Below are 14751 nucleotides of genomic sequence, written 5' to 3'. Positions count from 1 at the left end.
GAAAGAAAAAATGTAGGTTGGGTTGAACAAAGTGAAACCCAACAAAACCAAGGATTTTTCGTGTTGGGTTTCGTCCCTCAACCCAACCTACTCGTAAATTTATCAAAGCCTTAAAAATCAAGGGTTATGAATTTTTATTTAACGAGAGTAATAGAAGAGCGGTAGAAGTTGCAGTAAGTCTTTCCCCTCTGCTGACCACAACGCAAAGTTACCTTGGCAGACTACTAGGTTCCTTTGACCCAATTCTCATTGTCTAAACAAGCACTTAAAAAACCTTTTAGTAGAGTTTTTTCTACAGTCGTGTTTGGTGTTTTAGATTGGTCTGAATCCCCAGTGAAGATATAGGGTTTCTCATTCTGATGCGATACAACAAGACCGAAAAATTTTGCGATGCCTTCTCTACGAGACATTACGCGTAGCTTGCTTCCCCATAGGGGTACGGCGGACGTAGCTATCACCAAAAAATAGTAGTGTATGAGGCCTTAAGGGGCTACAAAAAGGGCTAGGATGCAGATAGAATAAGCCTCATAGCCCTCTCTCCTTGCTGCTAGTACTTACGCTTATTAGGACTTAATCTCAATAATTCGGTGACTAACTTATAAGAGTTTTCTATGAAATTGACCCAATTGTGGCCATAAAAACTATGCGTGGAATGGCACCAAGAAAAGATACAGCCCTTGCTCTGACTGGTTCCCTGCCTAGAGGCTGGGAACCCATTCTGCGAGGCTCCGCCTCCAATAGCTTGACAAGAGGCAGAAGCCCACTTTAAATACATTCCCAGCCTCCAGGCTGGGAACAAGACGACACAAGCCTTTGGGCTTTTCTTAGTGCCATTCGATTATGCGTGGTTGATGCGTCATTGGCTCGGACTTAGAGCGCTGCTAATAGTTCTGATGAGTGGGGTTGAGATCAAAGGGAATGAAGCGATGGTTGAAACTTTAACCTCAAGGCATTGACAATTAAGGGACGCTTACAGAGCAAGCATTATCTTGGTAAGCGCGATCGCGCTTACTGAAGAAATTCTGTCCAGTTTGGAATTGTTGTGTTTTGAAGCTATAGAAATCTTACGTTTTTTCTATTTTCCATAACCTCAATTAAGGCTTGAATAATGCAAAAGTTTTCGGTCTACTGAATTTATCCCGCATTTATGCAACGCTTATAAAAAACTAGTAACCTGACGCAGATCGAGGATAATTTGAACAGCACCAACCACAGCTATAAGCCCAATCAATTCTATAGCAGACAAACCCGCGCCAGCTACAGCGAGAATCAGAATAACAGCTGCTGCCACAAAGCGATACCCCGCCCGAACTTTGCAGCGCAGTCTGGTGTCAGTGCTTACACCAGTAAGATAGATGATTCCAAGAGTAAAAAAGCACATCGCCAAGCTAGCGCAAATCAGCCAGCGTTCAGCAGACGCCAGTACCAGACCTGTATCACTTGCTAGGGCGTGCTCCACCCCAACTCCGGTAGCGGCAATACCAATCACCAAAGGTAAGTGCATATAGACCCAAGTTTGATAAGCTCTGATGTGGCGGCAAGCACGAGCAGCCTGGATTGCTGAACCACCAAGGTTGTCAAAATACAGCCACCACAAACTAAAAGCAATACTTAAGCCAAATACCGCAGTATATGCTGATGAGAAACTCCACTCCTGCTTTGCAACTCCATTAACTACCGCTAAGACCGTTTCACCTAGCACAATTAAGGTAAATAAGCCAAAACGCTCAGGCAAGTGTGAAGCGTGGGGAGCCAGTTCCACATGGACAGACTTTCCCGCTGTCAATACTATTCCAAATTCTACTGTCAGCGCTAAAATCCAAAACCCAAATCGCAGCGGTATTGGTACAAATACCGATGCTAGCCAAAGTAAAGCCCCTAGTCCAGAACTACTGGCAATTCGGGTTGTTAGTGGTCGTGCTGTAACTATATGCCTTCCAGCACGTAAGAACTCGACGACAAGCAACACTCGAACAATAGCGTAAGAAAGGGCAAAACCAACTGAACTTTTACCCAACCCATCGTGTACGTTCACTGCTAGTGCTGCCACTGCAAGCATTTGTAAGGCGGTCAGGAGTCGATGTCCCAAATCATCAGTATCAAAGAGATTGGCGTAGAACGTAGCGCCAATCCAAGACCACCAAATTGGCACAAAGAGCAGCAGAAAACCAAGGAAGCCTGATAGTGAGATATCCCGATTGAGATTGTGAGCAAGCTCCGAAATCGCAACCACGAAAAATAAATCAAAAAAAAGTTCTAACCAGGTCGCGTGCCGTTCTTCTTCCTTATCTTCACTAATACGTAACTCAGGAGATTTTAACCATTTATTCATCCCATACACTCCTCAATTAATTGTGTATAAATTGCATAGTTGTATTCTCAGGTGGTATAAATTTGCATTGATGGCATTCAGAAGTTTCTTCGGCCAAAGATATGGGCAGAATAACCTGAAAGCGAGTGTTTCCTGGTTCGGAAAACAAGCGGATCTCGCCTTTATGCTTTTCAATAATTCGGTAACTAATGACTAGACCTAAGCCTGTTCCTTGACCCACCCCTTTAGTGGTAAAAAACGGCTCGAATATGCGGTCTTGGATCTCTGGCGGAATAGCTGGGCCGTTATTAGCAATTTCTACTAACACACAGTTATTTTCTCGCGCTGTGCGAATCCTGATTTCTCCTTGTCCATTCATTGCATCGATCGCATTATCAATCAGGTTCGTCCATACTTGATTGAGTTCGCTACCATACACAGAAATTAACGGTAGGCTCTGGTCATAATTGCGCGTTAAACTAATGCCGCCTTTAAGCTTATGACCGAGAATAGTCAGCGTACTTTCAACTCCCTGGTGTATGTCCACCTCCTGCATCGGAGCTTGATCCATATACGAGTACTCTTTAATAGCCTTGACCAGTTCGGAAATGCGCCCCGAACTTTGGTTAATTTCGTCCAACAACTCAATTCCTGTGAGTGTGGCATCGAGCCAAGCTAGAACTTCAGGAAGTGATTCTAGGGATAAATGCTCCACAATGTTATCCAGGGATTCAGTATCCAGTCCTCCCCGGACCAAGGAAGAAACAATTTTCCAGCCATCAGGTACGTTGTGTAAATCCAGCCAGTCTGTCACCTCTTGCTCGCGATCGCTCTGCGCGAGTAAATCTTCTAAGTCACAGGGTGTTTCGGCACGTTCAATTACTGTGTGCAGCAAGTTGTCAAGAAACAGCAGCTGTGGTTTTGTCATCTGCCTGTGATTGAGTTTGAGTCCAAGGTATGGCAATTGTTGAAAGATGTTGTGCAAATGCTTTGCACCTCGGATCGTAGCTGTTGCTGGGTTGTTTAACTCGTGGGCTAAACCTGCTGCTAAAGTACCGAGTGCAATTAGCTTTTGGTGATGTTGTGACATCGACTCTAACATTTGCACCCGTTGCGCCGTGATGATTAAAAGATCGCGTGTAATCGACGGACAGGTTGTTAGCATTTCCCAGAAAGTATCTGTGTGCCATTTCAACATATAACTCGGTTTCACGGCACGCACGTTGACGAGATGGTGAGGAGCATCTAATAAAATCAACTCATGACCTGTATATGTTCCAGCACCAAAACTCATAACGTGTTTTTCTGCATTGCCGACCTTTTTGGTAAACTCGATTTCGCCTTCGATCAGCACGTAGAAATAGTCTAGTGGTTCTCCTTCAATGGCTATGTATTCCCCCGAAATCAGACATAGTTCGCGGCCATGTTCAGATAGCCATTGCAATTGCTCATCTGTCAATTTTGCAAAAAGTGACACTTGACGCAAAGCATCTAACATAATTACACCTTACTTAGATATTGATGGATGAACTGAATAGCGATCGCACCCTCTCCAACGCCAGAAGCAACTCGCTTCACAGATCCATTACGCACATCTCCAGCGACAAAGATGCCTGGTACACTGGATTCCAGCAGGAAGGGTTCGCGATCGAGTTGCCATTGCTTTGAACATCGTTTATTCGGTATCAGGCTGGGCCCGGTTAAGATAAACCCTTGTTCGTCTCTGTCGACAATCCCACCCAGCCAATCAGTGTGTGGCTTTGCACCGATTAAAATGAACAGCAACTTTGTGGGAATGGTTTCCTTTTCATGGGTTTTAGTGTTTGCGAGTGTAATTGCCTCTAAGCTAGTCTGGCCATGAACCTCGACGACGTGGGAATGAAACCGTACTGTAATATTGTCTGTTGCTAAAATTCGGTCTATCAAGTACTTTGACATACTTGTAGCCAGTGAGTTGCCACGTACCAATATAGTCACATGGCGAGCGTACTTAGAAATGTAAACCGCAGCCTGTCCAGCTGAATTAGCTCCGCCAACTACATAAACATCTTCATTTTGGCAGGAGAGTGCTTCGGTCATTGCCGCACCATAGTACACACCAGCCCCAGTCAAACGATCGATACCCGGTACATCAAGCTTGCGATATGAGACACCTGTGGCAATCAGTAATGCGTAACAGCTTAATTCTGTCCCATCTTTCAGCTTGATAATACGATAAGAATCTTGCAAGCGAATATCAATTACCTCTTGAGGTGAGAGAATCTCTACCCCAAATCGTTTCGCTTGAGTAACGGCGCGGCGAGCTAATTCCGAGCCTGCAATTCCTTGAGGAAAGCCTAAATAGTTCTCGATACGGGAACTCGTTCCCGCTTGACCCCCTGGAGCCTCTTTTTCAATCAATACTGTGCGTAGACCTTCAGAAGCTCCGTAGACTGCTGCTGCCAAACCAGCAGGCCCAGCCCCGACGATCGCCAAGTCGTAAAAGGGCATTTGGGCCTGCATCTTCAACCCGATTTTTTCAGCAATTTCAGCGTGCGTTGGCTGTGTCAGATACGAACCATCAGGGCAAACTACTAATGGTAAATGTGCGGTACTACATTGAGCATAACTAACCCACTGGCGCGCTTCTTCCTCTATCTCAATGTCCAACCACTGATAGGGCATATAGTTGCGGGCCAAGAAGTCTTTTATATGATGACTCTTAGGCGACCAACGAGAGCCAATAACGCGAATACCTTCAAAGGGTGGGCGGTATGACGAAATCCAATCGTCTAATAAATCGCTAAGAACTGGATATAAAAGGTCTTGTGGCGGCTCCCAGGGTTTAAGAAGATAGTAATCAATCTTTGCTGTATTGATCGCAGAGATCGCAGCATCGGTGTCCGCATAAGCTGTTAGTAAAACTCGTTTTGCAGACGGAAAAATTTGCATAGCCTGTTCAAGGAACTGCACACCTGACATTTGTGGCATCCGTTGGTCTACCACACAGAGTGCAACTGTCTCATTACGTAATTTTACTTGTTGCAATACTCTCAAAGCATTTGCACCAGAGTCAGCTCTTAGTACCCGAAAGCGATCGCCATACTCATGTCGGAGATCTCGCTCTATTACTCGTAGAACTCCGGGGTCATCGTCAACAGTAAGTAGTACAGGATTAACCAAAATAGCTCCTTTCTAAGAATGATGTTTGTAATTATTTAGCTAGTCATATTGAGTTTTTATCAGTAGACCTGCCTTGAAAATAAGGCAGGAGGCAGATCGCTTTTAGCGTTTCCCCTTCTCCCAAAGGGAGAGGCTAGCGCCAAGGGAGAAGGCAGGAGGCAGGAGGAAAAAACATTTTCATTGTTCCTTGTGAGCGCAGCTCATAAAGTCTCTTGCAAAAGTCAAAAAATCAGGAATGTCATTTTGAGCGGAACGCAGGGGAGAGAGGAATTTCACGAGATGTTTCGCTCCGCTCAAGATGACAATTCAAGTATTTATGGAAGAAGTCTAGTATATAAAACACTACTCGCAAGTTGATACTAAGGTTATTTGTATCGAACCATTGTCTATTTTTGCAAGAGAACCATTTTCGCTTTTTAATACAAGTACTTGATCGGGAATAGTACTCTTATTAAAAATTGCAGCAATCTCTTGGATACAGACTTGCAAACGTTGAGCTTCTGCAAAAGTCACAGTTGTGGATTCCTGATTGATTAATTCGCTTAAGCTTGCTTTTTGTGAGACTCTTTGCCAACATGGGATGTTCTTACCCCGATGCGACCTTCGCCATGTTTGCGGGGTTGTATTGTGGAGCCGGAGAAACTGGCGACCGAAATGGCGTCTGTCTAAATATCCTACTGCTTCGGCAATCTGCTCGACTGACTGGTCTGTTTCTAGAAGTAGACGGCGTGCTTCTAGCATACGACGCTCAACAATCCAACAGAGCACCGTTTTTCCAGTCTCTCGCCGTACAAGGTCGGTGAGGTAGGCAGGAGACCGATTGACCGCCTCAGCCACCTCTCTAAGACTAATTGAATTATGATAATTTGTCTCAATAAATCGAAAAACATGGTTTAGCAATGGTTGGGACTGAAGCAAGAAATGCTCAAAATTTGTTAGTATCCCCGTATTAATAGCGATGTTAACTTTATGAGAGTCAGTGCCATTTAATAAGCAATTAGAGTCCATGATTTCAGTCTCGTTTATTGTCAACAAAGACTCACTTTTAAGTGAAGTAATTTGTGAATCTCTAGTTTCTTTTCATGGCTAGCAACATGAATTATTTAAATTGTTACATAACTTAATAAAAATATTTTAGGATTGATAATGCTCATATATGGGATATTTTGCCAGTTTTGCAAAATTTTTTTTAGGCTTTTATTTTGGTAAAAGTATATGACTATTAACTAAAGTGTATTAAGCATAGTCCTAATAGCTTTGGAGAAACCACAGGTTCTTTTTTTGAACTAGGTATCTTTTATCTAATTAGGACTATTAAAATGTGTTTTAACCCAACTTACACACTTGCCATCTGTACAGTTTCATACTCATCCAAAACGGTTACACTGTCGCAAAATGCACTCATCATCAGGAATTGTTTCACGTTCTCCGGTGCGCCGACTATGTAGAGTTCAACATCAGAACCCAGTTTTTGTTTAGCGAAAATCAGAGACCGTAGACCAGCAGTAGTAATACATTCTAAGTCTTCTAGTAGTAAGACTAAACGATTGATTGGCTGTGCTGTAGCTTTCGCGATCGCTTCCTGAAAATGTACCACACCATTAGCATCCAATAACCCAGTTAAGGAGATTTTGGCAATACCATTACTGACTTCTAACAGGGTTGCGTCAAAAGATACTTGAGTTGGGAGAAGCCTGACTCTAACTTTGAGATCGTCTTGAGTAACTGGCAGTTTGACTGTTAGGTTGGCAGCATCAAAATCCGCATACCTTTGCCCATTGATCCATACATCCCCAATCCGCACACTACCTGGTGGTAGGATATCTGGTGCAACTCGCAGAATGTTGTCTTTAAAGCCACCCGGTTTTGGTTTGAAGTACAAATCCATTGGCTGTTTATTAATCAGCAAATTCGTATAAACGCAAGCTAAGTAGGCCAATTCAAAGGAGTGATAACCGCTCATTGAGTGGCTCCCCTTGCCTCGTTCCGTTCCTAACAAGTAGGGAATTCCATTTGAGAGAACATTGAAGTAGATACCTCCAGCCACGTAATCGAGGAACCAAGCATTATAGAAAGCTGCTGCTTCACGGGCTTGGCGTTGATACTCAGGTTTATCAAGCGAGCCATTCAAGATCAAGTAGGCTAAGATAGCTTGTTCTTGTTGCCACCAAGCTTTCCGGTTATGCCAGACAAAGCGGTGTACCTCTTGCCCTGGTTTTAAGGTGCGTTCCACGACATCGTACCACCCCCCACGCTGTTGGTCGCTACCGACTTCTGGCATGATTTCTGCAATCTTTTCTGCCAGAGCCACATAGTTTTCTTTTGGTTTGAGGTGGTTCATCCGCATTAAGTTCCAAGCAATTTTCAGGTTATGACCTACAACTGCTCGATTCTGCTGCCATCCCCAAGTTGTATCGTGAGTCCAGTCCTCATAAAAACGTTCTTGAACAAATGGGCTATGGTCATAATCTGGGAACCGCTTTTCAATGGTGTCGAAGGTGTACTCCAGGAAATTTGCGTATTCTTCTTTGCCAGTCGCTAGCCAAAGATTGATCAAATAAGCTGGGGCATGATCGCCTACGGAGTTCCAATTCTTCTTGGCGCGATTGTGGCCTAGAGTCTGAGAGTGGGGGCTAAGAGTAATCGGATCGATGTGGGAGAAAAATCCTCCTTTCTCGGTCTTGTCCAAGAAATACTTGTCAAACAGATTAATCGTCAACTCGATATCTTTGATGATGAGTGGATCGCCCGTTATCCGATAGGTTTGAGTGGGGCCAGCCAGCGCATAAATTTGTTCATAAGCTGGAATAGCGTCATAATCATCCCCAAATTCTGAGGAGAATATTTTCTGTTCGCTGCCACCTGGTTTGACATCAACAGCATGATACCAATAGCAAATTCCTTCGCCTTCATCAAGAAAACGCATGTGTTGGCGGAGGTATTCAGTGCCTTTTTCCGCAGCCTCAAGATAGCGATCGTCTCCAGTCATCATATAGGCGGTGGCAAAACCGTAAACTAGACGAGAAATGGTGTCAGTTTCCTGACGAGTACTGTCTTCCTTAGAACCGACTAAACCGATACCAGTACGATATTTCCGATAATCAATTTCGCCATCTTCAAACTGGGCTTTGAGGTAAAAATCGCCAAGGCTTCGTATCTGCTTGACCCACCAATCTGGTCTTTCAAAAAGATACTCGTTTTCTGTTCTACCCAGAAAAACTATGTGTTTAGCTTCAAACTTATGCTCACCTGCTTCAGGATAAAAAATGCCATACACAAAAAGATAGCAATTTGGAACGAGCATTGAACTTATTTGGCTAGTGCAATCAAAGAAAGGCTCATCTAAATTGCGTACTAGTTCAGCATAAGTCATTGAAGTCAATGCTACTTCAAAGTTCCTGCCATCTGAGGTTTTGAGATCAAAAGTACCAGAATCTCCTTTACTTGAATCAAAAGCGGTAACATACCCAGCGATCAAATCCGAAAAAGAAAAGCCTATATTACTCATTAAATTAACTCCAAATTGGAAATTCGTTAACTGGAAACTATTTAGAAATCAGCACAACGACGCTACGCTCTTTAACAGGATAGGTATTATCTGAAACTACAGTTTCTTCCCCTGGCTCTGCAATATCAATCGGAGAAGGAAGAGCAGTATCTACAACTCTGTACCATTTTCTATCTTTAATAGAAGGAATTTCAAAGTCGAGATCCTCCCAGTACATGTTGAGCATGACATGAATATCTGCTTCTCCTTCAAAGCCGCCGAGAGTAAATGCCAAGACTCTCGCATGAGAGTCGTGCCAGCCTGGTTTGAACAACTTGCAACCATGCCAAGCAATGTCTGCTAAACCGCGTTCGTTAACTTCACCAGTGAAGAAATTACTACGGCGTAAAGCAGAATGGCAGTAGCACTTGCGGAAATTAATCATCAGTTTGAAGAATCTGAAAATATCAGCATTCTTCTGGGCAAGATTCCAATCTAACCAACTAATTTCGTTATCTTGACAGTAAGCGTTGTTATTACCCTTTTGGGTACGTCTGATTTCATCACCAGCCACAAGCATGGGCACACCTTGAGAGAGCATGAGAATGGCTGCAAAATTCTTAATCTGTCGCCGACGTAATGCATCAATTTCTGGGTTATCAGTTTCTCCTTCAACCCCACAATTCCAACTTAAATTGTCATTGATGCCATCGCGATTGTTTTCACCATTGGCTTCATTATGCTTGTGGTTGTACGAAACCAAATCATTGAGGGTAAATCCATCATGACAGCTAATGAAGTTGATGCTGTTAATCGGTAAATGTCTGCTCGATTGGTAAAGATCGGAACTTCCAGCAATACGCCAAGCAACTGCTCCAACTATTCCTGCATCTCCTTTGACAAAGCGCCGGATGTCGTCTCGAAAACGTCCGTTCCATTCTGCCCAACGATATCCAGGGAAGTCACCAATTTGATAAAGCCCACCAGCATCCCAAGCCTCGGCAATGATTTTGGTGTCAGCTAGTGTTTCGGATGTTTCAATGTGCCAAATCACTGGCGGATGGATCATTGGTACTCCGTCTTGGCTACGAGATAGGATGGAGGCTTCATCAAAGCGGAAACCATCAACATGCATCTCTTTTACCCAAAATTCTAGGCAATCTACAATTAACTTTTCTACTATAGGATGGTTGCAATTGACGGTATTGCCACACCCAGAATAGTCCATGTAGTACTGCTTATCCCAAGGCACTAGATGATAAAAGATATCATTAAAAAGACCTTTGAAGCTGATGGTTGGGCCTTCATGGTTGCCTTCGTCGGTGTGGTTAAAGACTACGTCTAGAATGACTTCAATCCCTTCTTTGTGTAAAGCCTTAACCAAATCTCGAAACTCTCTGATATGATTTCCGACATCAGGAAAAGCACAATATGAAGCTTCTGGAGCAAAGTAACTGTGGGGGTTGTATCCCCAGTAGTCTTTTAATTCCTTACCGTTGACTTCTCCAAGAAGGTTCTTTTCGTCAAAGTCAAATATTGGCAGTAGTTCAACAGCTGTGATTCCTAACTCTTTCAAGTAAGGAATTTTTTCGATAATTCCAGAAAAAGTGCCGGGGTATTTGCAGCCGGAAGAGGGGGATCTGGTAAATCCGCCAACGTGTACCTCATAAATGATGGTGTCACTCATCGATCGGTTGAGCGGGCGATCGCCTTCCCAATCATAATCGGATATATCTATAACTACACTACGCATTGAAGTAGCCAGATTGTCTTTTGACCCTAAAGCATCGTTGCGTTGCCAAAGAGTGTTGGTATTTCCTCTAGCATAAGGGTCAAGCAATACCTTATTTTTATTAAAGCGGTGTCCTGCTCGGTGTAAATCAGGATTACCATTAACTCGATAAGCGTAGTGAGCACCAGGTTTTAAACCTCTCACAAAAATATGCCAAAAGTGAAAGGTTTTATTAGTTTTTGGATCTAACTGAATCGTATGTGTAGGCAGGAGAGAATCATCCGCGTCAAACAACAAAAGTTCGACCGAAGTAGCATGTTCTGAAAAGATAGAAAAGTTTACTCCATCTTTGTTTGGAATTGCACCGAAAGGATGCGAACATCCTGATTCTAATTGGTAATTAGGTACTGCTGGTTTAACCTGATGTTTATCTGTAGTTAAAGTCATTTTTTCACTCTGTCCTTATAGCAATTATTCTTTGACTACAACACTGACCTGATAAAAACCTGTCTTGTATCAGTTCTACTCATATATCTAGTTAGTAATTTAAAAAAATTCTAACTGAAAGTTTTACAAACATTTAAAAAGCTTAAATCTATTCATGTCGCTAATTGAATTGCCTAGTTTAGCCAGTTCTATAATATGATTGTAATAATTGTTTAATATAGTTACAAGGGTTGAATTTTTGGGTGATGTTTGTATTATTTTGATAACGAATAAATAAGTAATACAAGTTGAAATTTTAGTTTGGAAATTACTTTCTATGCCTCGGCTATGGGAATCCATCTGTCAATTTTTTTTTCAAATTAGTATAGGAATTTAATTTGATTTCTGTTCGCGTAGCTTGGCGTAGGCATACTGATTTGCTTGGTGCGCAAAGTATAGCGCAAGTGTGAAAGGTAGATAATAGGCAAGAGGAAAGAAAGCTTCATAGTTGAACTCAGGTTTTTCAAAAATCAAATACTAGTCTTATATAAGAAAACTTGCAACTATTAAAAATACTTAAAATAGAGGATGCGTTAGTTCAGGCTAACGCATCCTTTATTTTATATACAACGTAGAAGAAGAACGAGAAGGAATTTGATGTAATCTGTGAGCCTATGGCAGTATTAAAACCAGAATCAAAAATATCACTTTTGAGGATGCTTATTACTACCTAAACACATCAGTGTTGTGTTAATTCGTTTCTCCGACTAGTTTATCATGAATTAATCTGTAAAAGCTCACTTTGGGTTGGTATACAATATTGATGAATTAGGAAAGTTCACAGATTTTGAAAATTAGTGATTTCCTAAAATTAGGAAATTAATCTGACAACGCTTGTTCTGCACATTGCTGGATTAATTTGGCGATTAAACCTGTCCAACCAGTTTGATGACTAGCACCAATACCAGCGCCATTATCTCCATGAAAGTATTCATTGAATAAAATCAGGTCGCTCCAATTCGGGTCAGTTTGGAATTTTTCCGTTCCACCATAAAAAGGTCGTCTACCAGAATCATCTGTTAGAAAAATTTGGATCAGCCTTTGAGCTAATTCAATTGATACTTCTTTGAGCGTCATCATCTGACCCGATCCGGTAGGACACTCTACTTTGAAATCGTCGCCGAAGTAGCGATAGAATTTTTGTAGCGATTCTAGCAGTAGATAATTAATCGGAAACCAAATTGGCCCGCGCCAGTTGGAATTACCGCCAAACATCCCTGTACTAGATTCAGCAGGTTCGTAATCCACTCGATACTCCCGACCATCTACGGTCAAAGCGTAAGGATGAGATGCATGAACTTTAGAAACAGAGCGAATACCATAAGGGCTGAAAAATTCTGTTGCATCTAACATTTTTTCTAGGATGCGACGGAGTTTATCTGGATAAGCGATCGCTAGCAGTCGGCGCTCACCAATTCCTTGTTTCTGCATACAAGCAATATTTCGAGTCAGATCGTGGCGATTATTCAAAAACCATTGCGTCCGCTCTCTAAAACCTGGGAGCTTCTCTAAAGTCTCTGGTTCTAGAATGCTCACGGCGCATAATGGAATTAGCCCCACCAGCGATCGCACTTTCATCGGGAATTGATGACTATCAGGTAAATGTAGAGCATCGTAGTAAAAGCCATCATTTTCATCCCATAGCGCGATTTCGGCATCACCAACGCCGTTCATGGCATCAGCAATGTATAAGAAATGCTCAAAGAACTTGCTGGCGATGTCTTCGTAGGTAGAATTTTCTTTGGCTAACTCTAGGGCAATCGTCAGCATATTCAGAGAATACATCGCCATCCAACTTGTACCATCTGCTTGTTGCAGATATCCACCAGTTGGTAGTTGAACGCTGCGATCGAAGACACCAATATTATCCATACCCAGAAAGCCACCCTGAAAGATATTTTTGCCCTCAAAATCTTTCCGGTTAACCCACCAAGTAAAGTTCAGCAGTAATTTTTGAAAGACGCTCTCCAGAAATTTTTTATCTGCACGACCATAGATTTTTTGCTCAATCTGATAAACTTGCCATGCTGCCCAAGCATGAACTGGTGGATTCACATCACCAAAAGCCCATTCATAAGCAGGTAATTGACCGTTAGGATGCATATACCACTCTCGCGTCAAGCGGCTCAGTTGCAGCTTGGCAAAATCCGGGTCAATCATGGCGAGCGGAATTACATGAAAAGCTAAATCCCAAGCCGCAAACCAAGGGTATTCCCATTTATCGGGCATGGAGATTACATCATCGTTAAATAAATGAAACCATTCATGGTTTCTGCCATTGAGGCGTGATGCTGGCGGGCGGGGGCCTGCCGGATCGCCTTTTAGCCATTGGTCGGCTACATAGTAGTAAAATTGTTTACTCCATAGCATCCCAGCAAATGCTTGCCGCTGCACATTACGCCTGTCTTCTAACATCGGTAACGGGCAGATTCGCTGATAAAATTCATCCGCCTCACGCTGGCGCTGTTGCCAAACAGTATCAAACTCAGTCCCGAATGGTGCAGTTAAATTTTGCACGTCACTTAACCGCAATCGCACTGTTTTGGTTTCGCCCGCACCGACGTGTAATTCGTAACGAGCCGCAAACTTAGTACCAATTCGATTCGGATTGACAGCCGTTTTTTGCCCATTTACTACATAGTTATTTATGCCATCTTTAACGTATGGCGAAGCATTGCTGACCCCAAACAATCTTTGATTATTAGTCTCATTTTCTGTAAATAGTAGTTCTGGAGTTTCATTACAATACAGCCATCGAGTTGCTAAAGAAGGGTGATAAGCTTCGATGGTGCTGAGGTCAGAGTTAGATTGGCTAATTTTTAACCACGGTTTTTCTTCTTGATTACCAGTCCAAGACCAGGTGTTGCGAAACCAAAGCGTTGGTAACAAATGCAGCGTTTTTGCTTCTGGGCCTCGGTTAATCACACTAATTTCAATTAAAATATCGTCGGGTGAAGCCTTAGCATACTCAACGAAGACATCAAAATAGCGGTCTTGGTCAAATATACCTGTGTCGATTAATTCAAATTCTGATTTTTGGCGACCTCTGCGGCGATTTTCTTCTACCAGTTGACTGTAAGGAAAAGCAGCTTGGGGATATTTATAAAGATATTTCATGTAGGAATGAGTCGGGGTGTTATCTAGGTAGAAGTAGTATTCTTTAACATCTTCCCCGTGATTTCCCTCATTCCCGGTGAGGCCGAAAAGCCTCTCTTTGAGAATTGCATCTTCACCATTCCAGAGAGCGATCGCAAAACATAGTCGCTGATGATTATCAGAAATTCCCCCAATTCCATCTTCTCCCCAGCGATAAGCACGGGAGCGCGCATGATCGTGAGGGAAGAATTCCCAGGCAGTACCATCAGGGCTATAGTCTTCCCGCACTGTTCCCCACTGGCGTTCGCTCAGGTAGGAACCCCATCGTTTCCAGTAGGCTGTGCGATCGCGATCTGCTATTAATCTTGCTTCTTCTTGAGTCATAGCGATTTTGGATTTAGGACTTCGGCGTGAGCGCTCAGTCGAACACTTTTGGATTTTGGATTAAAAATTTTTAGCACTGTTTGCTTTTGTTGT

At 42.8% G+C, this 14751-nt stretch carries 7 protein-coding genes; all 7 read right to left on the bottom strand.

Features of this window, described 5'->3' with window-relative positions:
* Positions 1-1156: 1156 nt before the first annotated feature.
* The 7 genes from V7K45_RS08610 to V7K45_RS08580 all read right to left on the bottom strand — a co-directional run bounded on the left by V7K45_RS08610 (position 1157) and on the right by V7K45_RS08580 (position 14658).
* Positions 1157-2332 carry a low temperature requirement protein A gene (locus V7K45_RS08610; protein WP_335002341.1) on the bottom strand — a complete coding sequence of 392 codons (1176 nt, stop codon included), beginning with the start codon at positions 2330-2332 and terminating at the stop codon, positions 1157-1159.
* A 16-nt stretch (positions 2333-2348) separates the two neighbouring features.
* Positions 2349-3809: an ATP-binding protein gene (locus tag V7K45_RS08605; RefSeq protein ID WP_335002339.1), complete on the bottom strand. Its 1461-nt coding sequence runs from the start codon at positions 3807-3809 to the stop codon at positions 2349-2351.
* A gap of 2 nt (positions 3810-3811) precedes the next feature.
* Positions 3812-5473, bottom strand: coding sequence for an FAD-dependent oxidoreductase (locus V7K45_RS08600; protein WP_335002338.1), 1662 nt, complete (start codon positions 5471-5473; stop codon positions 3812-3814).
* A 342-nt stretch (positions 5474-5815) separates the two neighbouring features.
* A complete protein-coding gene (locus V7K45_RS08595) occupies positions 5816-6481 on the bottom strand; it encodes an AraC family transcriptional regulator (protein ID WP_335002336.1) in 666 nt (221 codons plus the stop codon).
* 328 nt (positions 6482-6809) lie between these two features.
* The gene (locus V7K45_RS08590) at positions 6810-8981 is read right to left on the bottom strand and encodes an AGE family epimerase/isomerase (RefSeq protein WP_335002334.1); all 2172 of its coding nucleotides are present in this window, start codon (positions 8979-8981) and stop codon (positions 6810-6812) included.
* A 37-nt stretch (positions 8982-9018) separates the two neighbouring features.
* Positions 9019-11139, bottom strand: coding sequence for a glycogen debranching protein GlgX (gene glgX / locus V7K45_RS08585; RefSeq protein WP_335002331.1), 2121 nt, complete (start codon positions 11137-11139; stop codon positions 9019-9021).
* An 858-nt stretch (positions 11140-11997) separates the two neighbouring features.
* Positions 11998-14658: an MGH1-like glycoside hydrolase domain-containing protein gene (locus V7K45_RS08580; RefSeq protein WP_335002329.1), complete on the bottom strand. Its 2661-nt coding sequence runs from the start codon at positions 14656-14658 to the stop codon at positions 11998-12000.
* Between the last annotated feature and the right edge of the window lie 93 nt (positions 14659-14751).

Origin of the sequence: Nostoc sp., assembly GCF_036917375.1 — a bacterium.
Classification (GTDB): Bacteria; Cyanobacteriota; Cyanobacteriia; order Cyanobacteriales; family Nostocaceae; genus Nostoc.
Note: the sequence above shows the minus strand (reverse complement) of the source record. Positions and strands in the feature narration are given on the sequence as shown.